Genomic DNA, 13,721 nt, shown 5'->3' on the forward strand with positions numbered 1-13,721 from the left:
CGGTCAGGGCCTCAGCGGGTAGTCCATTCGTGCACGGTCAGCTCGGAGGCCTGCATCGTCACCAGCGGATCGGTGGCGACGATGGCCTGCGCCTGCGCCAGGCTCTCGACGTTGCACAGCACGTAGGCGCCACCGCTGCCGTCGGCGAAGCCGCCGGTCAGCTGCAGCTTGCCCTGCGCCTGCAGCGCATCGAGGAAGTCACGGTGCGGCTGCACGGCGGCGGCGTTGAAATCGGGCCGGCGCATGGCCAGTACCAGGTAGACGGTGCCCGCCATCAGGCCAGCGCCTGCCAGCGCGCGCGCAGCTCATCCAGGCGCAGGTCGGCGGCCGAGCCCGGCGACACGCGTGCGGCCAGGCTGCCTTCCGGCGTGCGGCCCTGCCCTGCACTATCGGCGCCCGCCGCGGCGGCCTTGTAGGCTTCGCGGAACGGCACGCCGGCCACCGCCGCTTCCACCGCCACATCGGTGGCGTACATGCCCGAGTCGATCGCCGCGCGAACCTTGTCGTCGCGCCATTCCAGGTTGGCCAGCAGCGCCGGCAGCAGTTCCAGCGCCGACAGGCCGCGACCGAAGCCGTGGAAGATGGCGCCCTTGGACGACTGCAGGTCGCGGTGATAGCCCGACGGCAGCGACAGCAGCTGCTCGATCTCGGTCCGCGCGGCGGCGACGCTGGCGTGGGTCGCGCGCATCAGCTCGATCACGTCCGGGTTGCGCTTGTTGGGCATGATCGAACTACCGGTGGTGTACTGCGCCGGCAATGCGACGAAGCCGAATTCGGCGCTGGTGAACAGCGACAGGTCCCAGGCGATGCGGCGCAGGTCCAGCGTGGCGCCGCCCAGCGCTTCCAGCGCGGCCAGTTCGAACTTGCCGCGCGACAGCTGCGCGTAGATCGGCGAGATCTGCATGCGCGCAAAGCCGAGCGCGGCAGTGGTGTGTTCACGGTCCAGCGGCAGGTTCACGCCGTAGCCGGCAGCGGTGCCAAGCGGATTGGCATCCACCAGCGCATGCGTGTCGCGGGCGCGGATGGCGTTGTCGATGAAGGCCTCGGCCCAGCCGGCCCACCACATGCCGGCCGAGGACACCACGGCACGCTGGATGTGGGTGTAGCCGGGGATCGGCAAGTCCTTTTCGGCCTGCGCACGGTCCAGCGCGACCTTGGCCACGTCGGCGCTGAGCTGGGCAACGCGTTGCAGCTTCTCCTTCAGCCACAGGCGGGTGGCGACCAGGATCTGGTCATTGCGGCTGCGGCCGGTGTGGATCTTGCGGCCGGCGTCGCCAAGACGCTCGGTCAGCCGCGCTTCGATCGCCGAATGGCCATCTTCGTACTGCGTGTCCAGCACGAAACGGCCGTCGCGGAAGTCCTGCGCCAGCACCTCCAGTTCGCGTAGCAGGCCGGCCAGTTCGTCGGTGCTGAGGATGCCGATGTGCTGCAGGCCCTGCGCATGCGCGGCGCTGGCGGCGATGTCGTGCAGGAAGAACTCGCGGTCGAGGATCACGTCGTCGCCGGCGAGGAAGGTCTGGATCTGTGCGTCGACGGCGACGCCGGGCTTCTGCCAAAGAAGGTCTGCCATGGGGGCTCCGGAATGCGTGTTCAGTGCGGGATCGACGTCAGTTCGTCGATGCCCAGCGCGAGGTTGAGGTTCTGCATGGCCTGGGTGGCCGCGCCCTTCAGCAGGTTGTCCAGGGTCGCGACCACGACCACCCGCTTGCCGCCCGGGGCCAGGGTGAAGCCACCGACCTGGGCGCCATGACGACCGGCAATGCGGCTGACCCACGGCGCTTCATCCACCACCTCGATCAGCGGCTCGCCCGCATAGGCCTGCTGGAAGCGCTCGACGATCTGCTCGCGGGTCTGCACGCGGTTCAGCCACAGGTTGGCGGTGAGCGTGATGCCACGGAAATGCGGTGCGACGTGCGGCATGAACTCGACAGCCACGCCCAGCTGCACCGACACCTCGCGCTCGTGCACGTGGTTGGTCAGCGCATACGGCATCAGGTTGTCGGCCAGCAGCTCGACGTTGTTCTTGTCCGACGGCGTGGTACCGGCACCGGAGTAACCCGAGACACCGAAGCACTGCGGCGGGCCAGCCAGCAGGTCCAGCAGCGGATGCACTGCCAGCTGCGTCGCGGTGGCATAGCAGCCCGGGTTGCTGATGTGCTTCTGGCCGTTGTAGCGGTTGCGGGTCAGCTCCGGCAGACCGTAGTACCAGCTGTTGTCGAAGCGGTAATCGGCCGAGAGATCGACGATGACGGTTTCCGGCCTGGCCGCTTCCAGCGCTGCCACGATGGGGGCGGCCAGGCCATTGGGCAGGGCCAGGATCACCGCGTCCACGCCCTTGGCGGCCACCGCGTCGGCATCCAGGTTCTCGTACTGCAGATCGCCCTGGAACTCCGGGTGATGGTCGGACAGGCGCTGCCCGGCGCGCTCGCGCGAGGACACGAAGGCCAGCTTCAGGCGCGGGTGTGCGGCCACCAGCTTGATCAGCTCGGCGCCGGTATGGCCACGGGCGCCGACGATGCCCAGGGTGAAAGTCGAATCGTTCATGCGTGACGGTCCAGGCGGTACTGCAGGTGGCGCTTCACGCCCTGCCATTCCGCGTCGATGATGGAGAAGATGACGGTATCGCGCGGCGTGCCATCGGCATGCCGCTTGTGGTTGCGCAGCACGCCATCCTGCTTGGCGCCGAGGCGGGCGATGGCGGTGCGCGAGGTGGCGTTGAACCAGCTGGTTTCCAGCACTACGCTGATGCAGCCCAGCACTTCGAAGGCATGCTGCAGCAGCAACAGCTTGGCTTCGGTATTGGCACCGGTGCGCTGTGCGCGCGGCGTGTACCAGGTGTAGCCGAGACTGAGCTTGGGCACGCTGGCGTCCATGTCGTAGAAACGGGTGCTGCCGATGATGTCACCGGCAGCATCGCGGATCACGAACGGCAGCCCCTTGCCTTCGGCCTGCGCCTGCAGCGCGGCCTGCACATAGGCCTCGGCCTGCTCCGGCGACGGCACCTGGGTATACCAGAGCTGGTCCAGGCCGCTGCCTTCCAGCGCGGCACGCAGGCCGGGGACATGTTCAAGCTGCAGCGGCTGCAGCAGCACGTGCTGCCCGCGCAGTGTGGGGACGGTGTTCCAGGCGGCCGGGTTGCTCATCGCTCAGCCCTGCAGGCTCGGAGTGCGCTGGGCGCAGTGATCGACATAGGTCTTGATGCGGTCGATGCCGTCGGCGCCGAACCAGAACACCTTCCAGTGATCCTGCTTGTAGCAGCCGTCGGACTCAGCGTAGTAGAAGTGGTTGATCGGATTGCCGTGGCGCGAGCGCCAGAACAGCTGCGGCGTTTCTTCCAGCATCACGTTCCAGACCGCGCGGCCCAGGCCTTCGCCCTGCGCATCGTCCAGCACGGCGAACTTGTCCAGGTACACGCCTTCGGCTTCATCGGTGAGGATCACCGCAGTACGGTAGTTCTCGCTGACGTAGGCGCGCAGCAGCCTGGTCTTCTCGAAATAGTCCGGCACCAAGGTGCGGCCGAAGCTGGATTCGATCAGCTGCTTCAGGCGCGGCAGGTCCAGTTGCTCCCATGCGGTGGCGCGCAGCACCTTCTCGCCCTTGCGCACCAGCGTGCCCGAGCCCTTGTGGGTGAACAGTTCCTTGGCCAGGTCGGCCGGACGGGTGATCGACACCGACGATTCCAGCGGCAGGCGATCGAGCAGATCCTTGATCTGTTCGATCTTCACCTTCATGCCACCGTGGATCCACGGCTGCGCGATCAGGTGGTCGTATTCGGTGGAAAGGTTGATCGAATCGATCACGTTGCCGGCCTCGTCCAGCAGGCCACCGGTACCGGTCAGGAAGATGATCTTGTACGGCTGCAGCTCCTGTACCAGCTCGTTGGCGGCGAAATCGGCATTGACGTTGAGGATCTGGCCACCGGCGGTCTCGCCCAGGCTGGTGATGACCGGAATCGAGCCGGCGCGCAGGCTGGCCTCGATCGGTGCCAGGTTGACCTTCTTCACCTCGCCGACCAGGCCGTAGGTGTCCACGTCCAGGTATTCGGCCTCGAACACGCCACCGGTGATCGAAGTAGCGCGCGCGCCGTTCTGCTGAAGGGCTTCGACCAGGCGCAGGTTGGACTGCTGGAACACCCGGCGCACGATCGCCAGCGCCTCCGGCGAGGTCACGCGCAGCCCGTTGACGGTCTGCTTTTCGATGCCGGCGGCAGACAGCTCGGCATCCAGCTGCGGGCCGGCGCCGTGCAGCACGATCGGGGTCAGCCCGACTTCCTGCAGGAACGACAGCGAGGAGGTCAGCGCGTCGAGATCATCGCGCAGCACCGCGCCGCCGACCTTGACCACGGCGAAGCGCTTGGCATCCAGCTGCGAAAAGCGCTTGAGGTACTGGCTGATCTCCTTCGCGCTGGCCATGCTGGAAAGCAGGCGCACGATGGTCTGGCGGGTCTGGCGGTGAGGCTGGAGGGCAGGAGACATTTCGGTTTCGTCGGAAAGGGAAGAATCAGGCGCCGGCGGCGATGATGCGATGCACGGCGTCGGTGTAGCGCTGCAGCTGCTCCAGCGTCACGAACTCATCGGCGGTGTGGGCCTGGGCGATGTCGCCCGGGCCAAAGACCAGGGTGGTGTAGCCGCCGGCAGAGAACAGCGAGGCCTCGGTCCAGAAGTCCACCGCGTTGCCGATCGGCAGCTCCAGCGCATCGGCCACGTCGCGCGCCAGCAGGCGACGGTTCTCGGCCTCGGCGATGTCACCGGCCGGCAGGCTGGGGCCACGGAAGGTTTCGGTGAACACGGCAGCCTCCGGTTCGGCGAACCCGGCAAAGGTCGCCAGCAGCGCGTCGATGTCCATCGACGGCAGCGGACGGAAACCGAACCGCACTTCCGCGGCTGGCGCAATCATGTTGGCCTTGATCCCGCCCTCGACACGGCCGATGTTGAAGCGCAGGCCGGTGAGGCCGCCGAAGCGGGCCGAGGCCAGCGATTCCACATGGTCCAGCGCGCGGTTGCCCCAGCGCATGGACTGGTGCAGCGCGCTGGCCGCCGCGTCCTGCTTGCCGGACGCGTGGCCGGCACGGCCGGCGAACTGCATCAGCACCGAGCTGATGCCACGGTGCGCCAGCACCGCCTCGCTCATGGTCGGCTCGGCCACGAGCACCGCTTCATAGGGCAGGCCACGGGCCAGGAACGCAGCGATGCAGCGCGGATCGTTGGCTTCCTCGTCACTGGAGAACAGGAACGCGGCATCGCCATCGCTGGCATTGGCTGCCGCCACCAGCGCAGCAGCAGCACCCTTGATGTCACACACGCCCAGGCCGACCACGCGGTCGTCCAGCCGGCGCATCACATGCGGGTCGGCACTCCAGTGCGGCGAGTCCGGCACAGTGTCCAGGTGCACGTTGAACAGGTACTTCGGCGTCCCGCGCACGGCGTACAGGCTGACCGCGCCCGCGCCGTGGTCGATCACTTCCACGTTGAACCCGGGCAGGTTCGCGCGCAGGTAATCGAAGATGCCACCGGTGGTGATCGCACGCGGCGGGTTGCGGGTGTCGAAGGACACCAGGGCCTGCAGGTGATCGAGCGTCTGTTCAAGCATGAATCAACAATCCTGGTAGTGCCGGCCGCTGGCCGGCAACGATGTCGGTGGTGAATGCCGGCCAACGGCCGGCACTACCGTCACAGGTCAACCGCGATTGACCTGCGCATAGACAGTGGAACTCATGCCGAACAGCTTGATGAAGCCTTCGGCCTCTTCCACGCCCCAGTCCGCCGACTGCGCATAGGTGGCACCCTTGGTGTTGAGCAGGTGCGGCGACTTCACCGCCACCGCGTCGACGCGGCCGCCACGGGTTTCCAGCACCACTTCACCGTTGACCTTGGCCTGCGAGGACTTCAGGAAGGCTTCGATGTCGGTCTTCAGCGGGTCGTGGTAGAAGCCTTCGTACACCAGCTCCACCCACTTGCGCGCCACGTCCGGCTTGAAGCGGTTCTGCTGCTTGGTCAGCACGGCATCTTCCAGCGCGCGGTGTGCGGCCAGCAGCGAAACCAGGCCCGGCGCCTCGAACACGATGCGGCCCTTCAGGCCGATCACGGTGTCGCCGGTGTAGACGCCACGGCCGACGCCGTACGGGGCGAACAGCTTGTTGAGCTGGGCCAGGATCTGGTCGCCCGGCAGCGCCTTGCCGTTCAGTTCAACCGCTTCACCTTCGACGAATTTCAGGGTCACGGCCAGCGCCTGTTCCGGCCACTCGCTGCGCGGCGAGCACCAGCCACGCGCGCCTTCACCCGGGGCTTCCCAACGGTCGATCTCGCCACCGGACATGGTCACGCCCAGCAGGTTCTCGTTGATGGTGTAGGCCTGCTGCTTGGCGCGCACGCCGAAGCCACGCTCTTCCAGGTACTTCTGCTCGTAGGCGCGGGTCTGGGTGTGTTCCTTCTGGATCTCGCGGATCGGCGCGATGATCTGGTAGTCGCCCAGCGCCTTCACCGCCAGGTCGAAGCGGACCTGGTCATTGCCCATGCCGGTGCAGCCATGGGCGATGATGTTGGTGCCCAGCTCGGCGGCACGCTTCAGCGCGGCATCGACGATCAGGTAACGGTCCGAGACCAGCAGCGGGTACTGGCCCTGGTAGCCTTCGCCGGCCCACACGAACGGCTTGACGAAGCCTTCCCAGATGGCCGGGCCACCGTTGACGGTGACATGGCTGGTCACGCCCAGCTCGGCGGCGCGCTTCTCGATGAAATCGCGTTCCTCATCATCCACGCCGCCGGTGTCGGCGAACACGGTGTGCACGTTATAGCCGCGCTCCTGCAGGTACGGCACGCAGAAGCTGGTATCGAGGCCGCCGGAGAAGGCGAGGACGACGTCTTTGTTGCTCATGGGGGGTATGTCCTGTTCGTGTGTGTCGTCGAGCCATGCTCGACTTCGTCTATGTAGAGTCGAGCCGTGCTCGACTGATGCTTCTTAGCGCCCGGCAACCGCGGCCATGATCGCCTTCTGCACATGCAGGCGGTTCTCGGCTTCGTTGATGGCGATGCACTGCGGCGAATCCATCACCGCGTCGGTGGCCTTCACGTTGCGGCGCAGCGGCAGGCAGTGGCTGAACACACCGTTGTTGGTCAGCGCCATCTTCCGCTCGTCGACGATGAAGTGCTTGAACTGGTCGCGGATCGGCTTTTCCGGTTCCCAGTTGCCGAAGAACGGCAGCGCGCCCCAGCTCTTGGCGTAGACCACGTCGGCACCTGCATAGGCGCTGTCGATGTCATGGCTGATCTTCAGCGAACCACCGCTCTCGGCCACGTTCTGCTCGGCCCAGCCCATGTAGCGCTCGTCGAGGATGTAGTCCGCGGTCGGGCACAGCAGGGTCACGTCCATGCCCATGCGGGTGGCAATGGTCAGCGCCGAGTTGGCCACGGCGGTGTTCAGCGGCTTGGGGTGGTAGGTCCAGGTCAGCACGTACTTCTTGCCACGCAGGTCCTGGGTGCCGAAGTGCTCCTGCAGGGCCATGATGTGGGCCAGCTCCTGGCACGGGTGGGTGATGGTCTCCATGTTGATGACCGGCACCGGCGAGTACCTGGCGAAGCTGTTGAGGACGATGTCCTGGCGGTCGTAGGCCCAGTCCTGGAACTTCGGGAACGCACGCACGGCGATGATGTCGCAGTAACGGCCCAGCACCTTGGCCACTTCCGCGATGTGCTCTTCCGTATCGCCGTCCATCACCGTGCCGAGGTTGAACTCGATCGGCCACGCATCCTTGCCCGGCTGCAGCACCACCGCATGGGCACCAAGCTGGAACGCGCCCAGTTCGAAGCTGGTGCGGGTGCGCATGGACGGGTTGAAGAACACCAGCGCGATCGACTTGCCCTTGAGCTGGTCGCCGAGCTTGTTGCGCTTGAACAGCGCGGCCTGGGTCAGCAGCGCGTCGAGCTCGCTGCGGCTCCAGTCCTGGGTGTTCAGGAAGTGCTTGGGGGACATCATCTTTCCTTGCGTGGCGGCGCCGGGTTCGACGCGGTGGAAGGGAAAAGCAGGAACCAAAGGTGGAACGAAAAGGTTGCAGTTGCAGCTTTCAGAACGCAGAAACGAAAAAACCCAGCCGGGCGGCTGGGTTTTTTTCGGACGAACAGCAAAAAGCTCCGGTTACCCAGCGAGGATGTGGGGTTCCGGTCGACGCGCACGCGAGGTCATGCCCGACGCCTGTCTGGCTGCGCTGCTGTCGTGCTGGAAGTCGGTGAGCTTCATGGTCAACCATCTTTGCATGCGGCCGGGGCCGGCGCAAGGGGCCGGGGTCGCAGAATCAGGGATTGCCGGCGGCACCCTGCTCGGGGCCGACCCACGGGGTGATCGACACCCGGATCTTGAGCCGGTTGCCGGGGTCTTCCGGCAGCCGCGAGCGGTACTTGGTGCCCTTGTAGACGTAGTCCACGTCGTAGGCGATGGGCCGACGGAACTCACGCCCCACCGGCACGATGCGGCAGTCGCGGGTCAGCATCGGGCCATTATTGGCGGGCGCCGGGGCCGGCGTCTCGGTGGCAACCTCTTCGGACGCCTCGTCATCGCTGCGCTTGAACATCGAGCGCACCGAGTCCCAGAAGCGGCTGATCCGGCCCTTGTCCTCGACCGGCTCCTCGCCGGTCACGTTGACCGGGGCCAGGGTCCGGGTCGAGACCGGCTCGCAGTGCTCCTCGGTGCGGGTCGCGCGCAGGGTCTGGAACACCGGCTCGACGTTCAGCACCTGGGCATAGTCGAACTTCACGTTCTCCACGATCACCACCCGGTTGCGGGGCTCGGCCTCCTGCGCCAGCACCACGGCGGGCAGCGCCGACAGGCAGGCCAGGGTCAGCAACGCGGTGGATTTCATTGGCGATGGGAGCAAGGACACGGCAATAGTGTAGGCAGTGACGAGCGCAAGGGGCTGAACATTACCCGTCCACGCCGCTCCTGCCCACCCCACCTTGGGAGAACCCGCGCCCAGCGGTGGCAGCCAGTGCCCCCAAAGGGGCCGACACGTTCTAAAATCGCAGGCTTGTCCCCCAGCCACAGCCCCATGACCCTGCGCCTGCACAACAACCTGACTCGCCAGCTCGAACCGTTCACCCCGCTCGATCCGGCCTGTCCGACCCTGTATGTGTGCGGCCCGACGGTCTACAACTACGTGCACATCGGCAACGCCCGTGGCCCGGTGGTGTTCGGGGTGCTGGCCGACCTGCTGCGGCGGCGTTTCGGCGCACTGCGCTACGCCCGCAACATCACCGACGTCGACGACAAGATCAACACCGCCGCGCGCGAACAGGGGGTGCCGATCAGCACCATCACCGACCGCTTCGCCGCCGCCTACCGTGAAGACATGGCCGCGCTGGGTGTGGTGCCTCCGGACATCGAGCCGGAAGTGACCGCGCACATGCCGCAGATCATCACCATGATCGAGCAGCTGATCGCCAGCGGCCATGCCTACGCCGCAGAGGGCCACGTCCTGTTCGCGGTGGCCAGCTTCGACGGCTACGGCAAGCTCTCGCGCCGTGACCCGGAAGAGATGCTGGCCGGTGCCCGCGTCGACGTGGCCCCGTACAAACGCGACCCCGGCGACTTCGTGCTGTGGAAGCCGTCCAGCGACGACCTGCCCGGCTGGGAATCGCCGTGGGGCCGCGGGCGCCCGGGCTGGCACATCGAGTGCTCGGCGATGGCCGCCGCGCACCTGGGCGAGACCATCGACATCCACGCCGGCGGCGTCGACCTGCAGTTCCCGCATCACGAGAACGAGATCGCACAGAGCGAGTGCGCCCATGGTGGCAAGATCTTCGCCCGCTTCTGGCTGCACAACGGCATGCTCAACTTCGGTGGCGCCAAGATGAGCAAATCGCTGGGCAACATCGAGCGCGTGCACGACCTGGTGCGCCAGCACCCGCCGGAGGCGCTGCGCCTGGCCCTGCTCTCGGCCCACTACCGGCAGCCGCTGGACTGGTCCGACGGCCTGATCGAGCAGTCGGTGCGCACCCTGGACCGCCTGTACGGCACCCTGCGCGAGCTGGCGTCGATCGAGGCCAGCGCGGTGATCCCGGCCACGGTCGAGGCCACCCTGGATGACGACCTGAACACCCCCCAGGCGCTGGCCGAAGTGGCCCGCATCGCGGCCGACGCGCGCCGCGCCACCGATCCGGCCGAACAGGCGCGCCTGAAGGGCGAACTGCTCGGCGCGGGGCTGGCGCTGGGCCTGCTGCAGGCCGATCCGGCGCAGTGGTTCGGCACTGCCGCCGGCAATGACGGCGACGACGCGCGCATCCAGGGCCTGATCGACGAGCGCGCCGCGGCCAAGCAGGCGCGCGACTTCGCCCGCTCCGATGCCATCCGCGACCAGCTGGCCGCCGAAGGCATCGTGCTCGAAGACACCCCGCAGGGCGTGCGCTGGTCGCGCAAGCGCGGCTGACCTGCCCTGCCCCGTGGCCGGCCCGCCGGCCACGCCCCCACTGTAGAGACTGCTGTGACCGACTCCCCGTTCCCGCTTGAACCCACCGCCGCCGAGGCCCAGACCGCCATCGCCGAGGAATTCGGCTTCTTCGGCGACTGGTCCGAGCGCTACCAGTACCTGATCGACCTCGGCCGCAAGCTGCCGGCCTTCCCGGAGGAATGGAAGACCGAGGAGCACCGCCTGCTCGGCTGCCAGTCGATGGTCTGGATCGTGCCGGAAGGCAACGCGCAGTCGCTGCGCTTCCACGCCATCAGTGACTCGGCCATCGTCTCCGGCCTGATCTTCCTGGCCCTGCGCGTGTATTCCGGGCGCTCGGCCCAGGAGATCCTGGACACCGAACCGAGCTACATCCAGGACATCGGCCTGGCCCGCCACCTCTCGCCCACCCGCAGCAACGGCGTGGCGGCGATGCTGGCCTTCATCCGCGAGACCGCGCAGGCCCAGCTGCAGCGCGATCCGTCGTGAGCGAACCTGCCACGGCCGAAGACACCGCGCTGGGGCTGCTGTCCCGGCCCGGTTTCGCCAGGCTGCTGGCATACCGCATCTTCGCGATGCTGTCCTACCAGGTGGTCGCGGTCACCGTCGGCTGGCATATCTACGAAGTCACCCGCAATCCGTTCTCGCTGGGCCTGGTCGGCCTGGCCGAGGTACTGCCGTTCTTCTGCGTGGCTCCGTTCGCCGGTTACCTGGTCGACCATCTGCCGCGGCGCCGGCTGGGCATGGTCGCCTGCTCCGGGCTGATCGCCACCGCGCTGGTGCTGACCAGCGTGGCCAAGGGCTGGCTGCCCTTTGAGGGCGTGTGGCCGATCTATGCGGCCATCGCACTGACCGGCATGGTGCGCGCCTTCCTGTCGCCGATCTACAACGCCTTGTTTGCCCGCGTGCTGGCCCGCGACCAGTTCGCGCGTGGCGCCGGCCTCGGTGCCGTGGTGTTCCAGGCCGGCATGGTGGCCGGTCCGGCACTGGGTGGCGTGCTGGTCGGCTTCGGGGGCAAGGGCCTGTCCTATGCGGTGGCCACGGTCTTCGCGCTGGTGGCGATGGGGTGCCTGGCCACACTGGAGGTGGAAGAACCGGTGCATACCGGCCCGGCCGCGCCGATCTTCAGGAGCATCGCCGAAGGCGCGCGCTTCGTGGTGGGCAACCGGATCATGGTCGGCGCGATGGCGCTGGACATGTTCTCGGTGCTGCTGGGTGGCGTGGTGGCGATGCTGCCGGCATTCCTGCACGAAATCCTGCACCACGGCCCGGAAGGGCTGGGCATCCTGCGCGCGATGCCGGCGCTGGGTTCGGTGTGCGTGGGCCTGTGGCTGGCCCGTCACCCGCTGCACCGCAATGCCGGCCGCGTACTGCTGTTTGCGGTGGCCGGCTTCGGCCTGTGCGTGATCGGCTTCGGGCTGTCGCAGCACTTCTGGCTGTCGGCGCTGATCCTGCTGTTCTACGGGGCGTTCGACGGCGTGTCGGTGGTGATCCGCTCGACCATCCTGCAGCTGGCCACGCCGGAGGAGATGCGCGGACGGGTGTCGTCGATCAACGGCATCTTCATCAGTTCGTCCAACGAACTGGGCGCGTTCTACGCCGGCACGATGGCCCGGCTGCTGGGCCTGGTGCCGGCGGTGGTGCTGGGTGGGTTCGCGGTACTGAGCGTGGCCGGGATCACGGCGTGGAAGAACCCGACGCTGCGGAAGTTGAATCTTCGCGACCTGCAATAGCTGTTCTGCAGAGTCGAGCCATGCTCGACTGCTTTTCAGAGGCGCCAGTCGAGCATGGCTCGACTCTACAAAAGCCAGGAAGTTCAACAAAAAACCCGGCCGAGGCCGGGTTTTCTGCATGACCAGACAACGACCGGGAATCAGTCGCCCTGCTGCTTCTGCAGGTGCTCCCAACGCTCCTGGGCGTCGATGGTGCGCTCGGCGGTCAGGCGCGCTTCCAGGCGCTCCAGGCCGATCTCTTCACCGGTATCCACGCAGTAGCCATAGTCGCCGGCTTCCAGGCGCTTCAGGGTGCTGTCGATCTTGCCGATCAGCTTGCGGTAGCGGTCGCGGGTACGCAGTTCCAGCGAGTTCTCAGTCTCGCGGGTCGCGCGCTCGGCTTCATCGCCGATGTCACGCACTTCCTCGCGCAGGTTCTCGATGGTCTGCTTGGACTCTTCCACCAGGTCCGCACGCCAGTTCTGCAGGCGCTGGCGGAAATATTCCTGCTGCAGCGGGCTCATGTATTCCTCTTCCGAGGACGGCTTGTAGCCAGCCGGCAGGATCGGGCGGCCAGTGGCCTCGTCGGTCTTGTACTCGACCACCTTGTACTTGCTGCGCGGGGCCGGTGCAGCCGAGCGGGCGGCGACGGCCACGGCAACCTTGCCGACAGGGCGCGACACGGTCTTCGGGGCGGAATCGGATTTCACGGCGGTTTTGGCAGGCGATTTCGAAACGGGCACGGGATTCTTGGATTGCGGGGCCTTCGATGCAGCAGGTGCGGCGGCCGGGGCCGGCTTGGGGGCCGGTTGGGCTGCTGCCACTGCCACGGTCTTGGCCGGGACAGGCTTGGCCGGGGCCGGCTTGGCAGCCGGCTTCGGTGCGGACTTCACTACTGGGGCCGGGCTCGGCTTGACGGCCGGCGCAGCAACATTCTTGGTGACCTTCTTTACAGCGGCAGGCGTGGCCGCCGGTTTAGCTGCAGCCACCTTCTTCGCGGCAGGCTTGGCGACCGGCTTGGCCGCAGCCTTCTTCACCACCGCCTTCGGCGCCGGCTTGGCTGCTGCCTTCTTCGCTACCGGCTTGGCGGCGGCCTTCTTGACCGGCGCGGCCTTGCTGGCAGCCTTCTTCACCACCGGCGCCTTCTTGCTGGCGGCGGCAGGCTTGGCCTTGGCGGGCGCGGCAGCTTTCTTCGCCACCGGCTTGGTTGCCTTGACCGGCGTTTTCTTTGCGGTGGCCTTCCTGGCCGCCGGTTGCGAGGACGCTGCCTTGGTCACCGGCTTGCTGGCCGGCTTCTTGGCAACGGGCTTTGCCGCCAACTTCTTCACAACAGGCTTGGCGGTTTTCTTGGCGGCCGTTGCGGCCTTCTTTGCAGTTTTTTTAGCAGCCACGAAACGCTCTTCCTTGGATTCCCCGGGGCCCGGGAAAGCGGGCCTTTATAGCCTACCCGACCCGCAGCAGCAACCTCAGCGGCCCTGCTCCATTCAGTCCTGGAGCCAAGCCAGCCAAAGGGCGGTCCGACGAACACGGACCGCTTTGCGCGGTACGGAACCTGGCCAGCACCCGAAGGTGCTGGT

At 67.0% G+C, this 13,721-nt stretch carries 13 protein-coding genes; 3 read left to right on the forward strand and 10 right to left on the reverse strand.

Going from position 1 to position 13,721, the window contains the following annotated elements:
• Nucleotides 1-11: 11 nt before the first annotated feature.
• The 9 genes from AC5P7U_RS17035 to AC5P7U_RS17075 all read right to left on the reverse strand — a co-directional run bounded on the left by AC5P7U_RS17035 (nt 12) and on the right by AC5P7U_RS17075 (nt 8,851).
• Nucleotides 12-275, reverse strand: coding sequence for a YciI family protein (locus AC5P7U_RS17035; protein WP_049458283.1), 264 nt, complete (start codon nt 273-275; stop codon nt 12-14).
• The gene (gene argH / locus AC5P7U_RS17040; protein WP_197564306.1) at nt 275-1,570 is read right to left on the reverse strand and encodes an argininosuccinate lyase; all 1,296 of its coding nucleotides are present in this window, start codon (nt 1,568-1,570) and stop codon (nt 275-277) included. The genes AC5P7U_RS17035 and argH overlap by 1 nt, the downstream gene beginning before the upstream one ends.
• 20 nt (nt 1,571-1,590) lie before the next feature.
• Nucleotides 1,591-2,544: an N-acetyl-gamma-glutamyl-phosphate reductase gene (gene argC, locus AC5P7U_RS17045; RefSeq protein WP_197564307.1), complete on the reverse strand. Its 954-nt coding sequence runs from the start codon at nt 2,542-2,544 to the stop codon at nt 1,591-1,593.
• Nucleotides 2,541-3,143 (reverse strand): GNAT family N-acetyltransferase, encoded by a 603-nt coding sequence (locus tag AC5P7U_RS17050; protein WP_197564308.1) that lies wholly within the window; start codon nt 3,141-3,143, stop codon nt 2,541-2,543. The genes argC and AC5P7U_RS17050 overlap by 4 nt, the downstream gene beginning before the upstream one ends.
• Nucleotides 3,144-3,146: 3 nt before the next feature.
• Complete coding sequence (locus tag AC5P7U_RS17055) at nt 3,147-4,475, reverse strand: acetylglutamate kinase (RefSeq protein ID WP_006457088.1); 1,329 nt, start codon at nt 4,473-4,475, stop codon at nt 3,147-3,149.
• A 25-nt stretch (nt 4,476-4,500) separates the two neighbouring features.
• Complete coding sequence (locus AC5P7U_RS17060; RefSeq protein ID WP_006457090.1) at nt 4,501-5,589, reverse strand: acetylornithine deacetylase; 1,089 nt, start codon at nt 5,587-5,589, stop codon at nt 4,501-4,503.
• A gap of 87 nt (nt 5,590-5,676) precedes the next feature.
• Entirely contained in the window at nt 5,677-6,873 is a 1,197-nt protein-coding gene (locus tag AC5P7U_RS17065; protein WP_006457092.1) for an argininosuccinate synthase, read from the reverse strand.
• Nucleotides 6,874-6,957: 84 nt separating this feature from the next.
• A complete protein-coding gene (locus tag AC5P7U_RS17070) occupies nt 6,958-7,968 on the reverse strand; it encodes an N-acetylornithine carbamoyltransferase (RefSeq protein ID WP_006457094.1) in 1,011 nt (336 codons plus the stop codon).
• A gap of 319 nt (nt 7,969-8,287) precedes the next feature.
• Entirely contained in the window at nt 8,288-8,851 is a 564-nt protein-coding gene (locus tag AC5P7U_RS17075) for a glycine zipper 2TM domain-containing protein (protein WP_197564309.1), read from the reverse strand.
• Nucleotides 8,852-9,037: 186 nt separating this feature from the next.
• Here AC5P7U_RS17075 and cysS point away from each other — a divergent pair, with 186 nt between their 5' ends.
• Genes cysS through AC5P7U_RS17090 form a run of 3 tightly spaced genes read left to right on the forward strand, consistent with a single transcriptional unit; the run spans nt 9,038 to nt 12,165 of the window.
• On the forward strand, nt 9,038-10,414 hold the full coding sequence (gene cysS / locus AC5P7U_RS17080; RefSeq protein ID WP_197564310.1) for a cysteine--tRNA ligase: 1,377 nt from the start codon (nt 9,038-9,040) through the stop codon (nt 10,412-10,414).
• 54 nt (nt 10,415-10,468) lie between these two features.
• Nucleotides 10,469-10,921 (forward strand): SufE family protein, encoded by a 453-nt coding sequence (locus AC5P7U_RS17085; protein WP_049458275.1) that lies wholly within the window; start codon nt 10,469-10,471, stop codon nt 10,919-10,921.
• The gene (locus AC5P7U_RS17090) at nt 10,918-12,165 is read left to right on the forward strand and encodes an MFS transporter (protein ID WP_495221286.1); all 1,248 of its coding nucleotides are present in this window, start codon (nt 10,918-10,920) and stop codon (nt 12,163-12,165) included. Before AC5P7U_RS17085 ends, AC5P7U_RS17090 begins: the two co-directional genes overlap by 4 nt.
• A 140-nt stretch (nt 12,166-12,305) precedes the next feature.
• On the opposite strand, the gene dksA is transcribed toward AC5P7U_RS17090, so the two are convergent.
• A complete protein-coding gene (gene dksA, locus AC5P7U_RS17095; protein ID WP_006457234.1) occupies nt 12,306-13,535 on the reverse strand; it encodes an RNA polymerase-binding protein DksA in 1,230 nt (409 codons plus the stop codon).
• Nucleotides 13,536-13,721: the final 186 nt, after the last annotated feature.

This window comes from Stenotrophomonas sp. YJH_SMC_57 (assembly GCF_059369755.1).

Bases quoted from the DNA above. Each gene is read 5' to 3' on its own strand.
- AC5P7U_RS17035 (WP_049458283.1), bottom strand. From the start codon at position 275: ATGGCGGGCACCGTCTACCTGGTACTGGCCATGCGCCGGCCCGATTTC.
- argH (WP_197564306.1), bottom strand. From the start codon at position 1,570: ATGGCAGACCTTCTTTGGCAGAAGCCCGGCGTCGCCGTCGACGCACAG.
- argC (WP_197564307.1), bottom strand. From the start codon at position 2,544: ATGAACGATTCGACTTTCACCCTGGGCATCGTCGGCGCCCGTGGCCAT.
- AC5P7U_RS17050 (WP_197564308.1), bottom strand. From the start codon at position 3,143: ATGAGCAACCCGGCCGCCTGGAACACCGTCCCCACACTGCGCGGGCAG.
- AC5P7U_RS17055 (WP_006457088.1), bottom strand. From the start codon at position 4,475: ATGTCTCCTGCCCTCCAGCCTCACCGCCAGACCCGCCAGACCATCGTG.
- AC5P7U_RS17060 (WP_006457090.1), bottom strand. From the start codon at position 5,589: ATGCTTGAACAGACGCTCGATCACCTGCAGGCCCTGGTGTCCTTCGAC.
- AC5P7U_RS17065 (WP_006457092.1), bottom strand. From the start codon at position 6,873: ATGAGCAACAAAGACGTCGTCCTCGCCTTCTCCGGCGGCCTCGATACC.
- AC5P7U_RS17070 (WP_006457094.1), bottom strand. From the start codon at position 7,968: ATGTCCCCCAAGCACTTCCTGAACACCCAGGACTGGAGCCGCAGCGAG.
- AC5P7U_RS17075 (WP_197564309.1), bottom strand. From the start codon at position 8,851: ATGAAATCCACCGCGTTGCTGACCCTGGCCTGCCTGTCGGCGCTGCCC.
- cysS (WP_197564310.1), top strand. From the start codon at position 9,038: ATGACCCTGCGCCTGCACAACAACCTGACTCGCCAGCTCGAACCGTTC.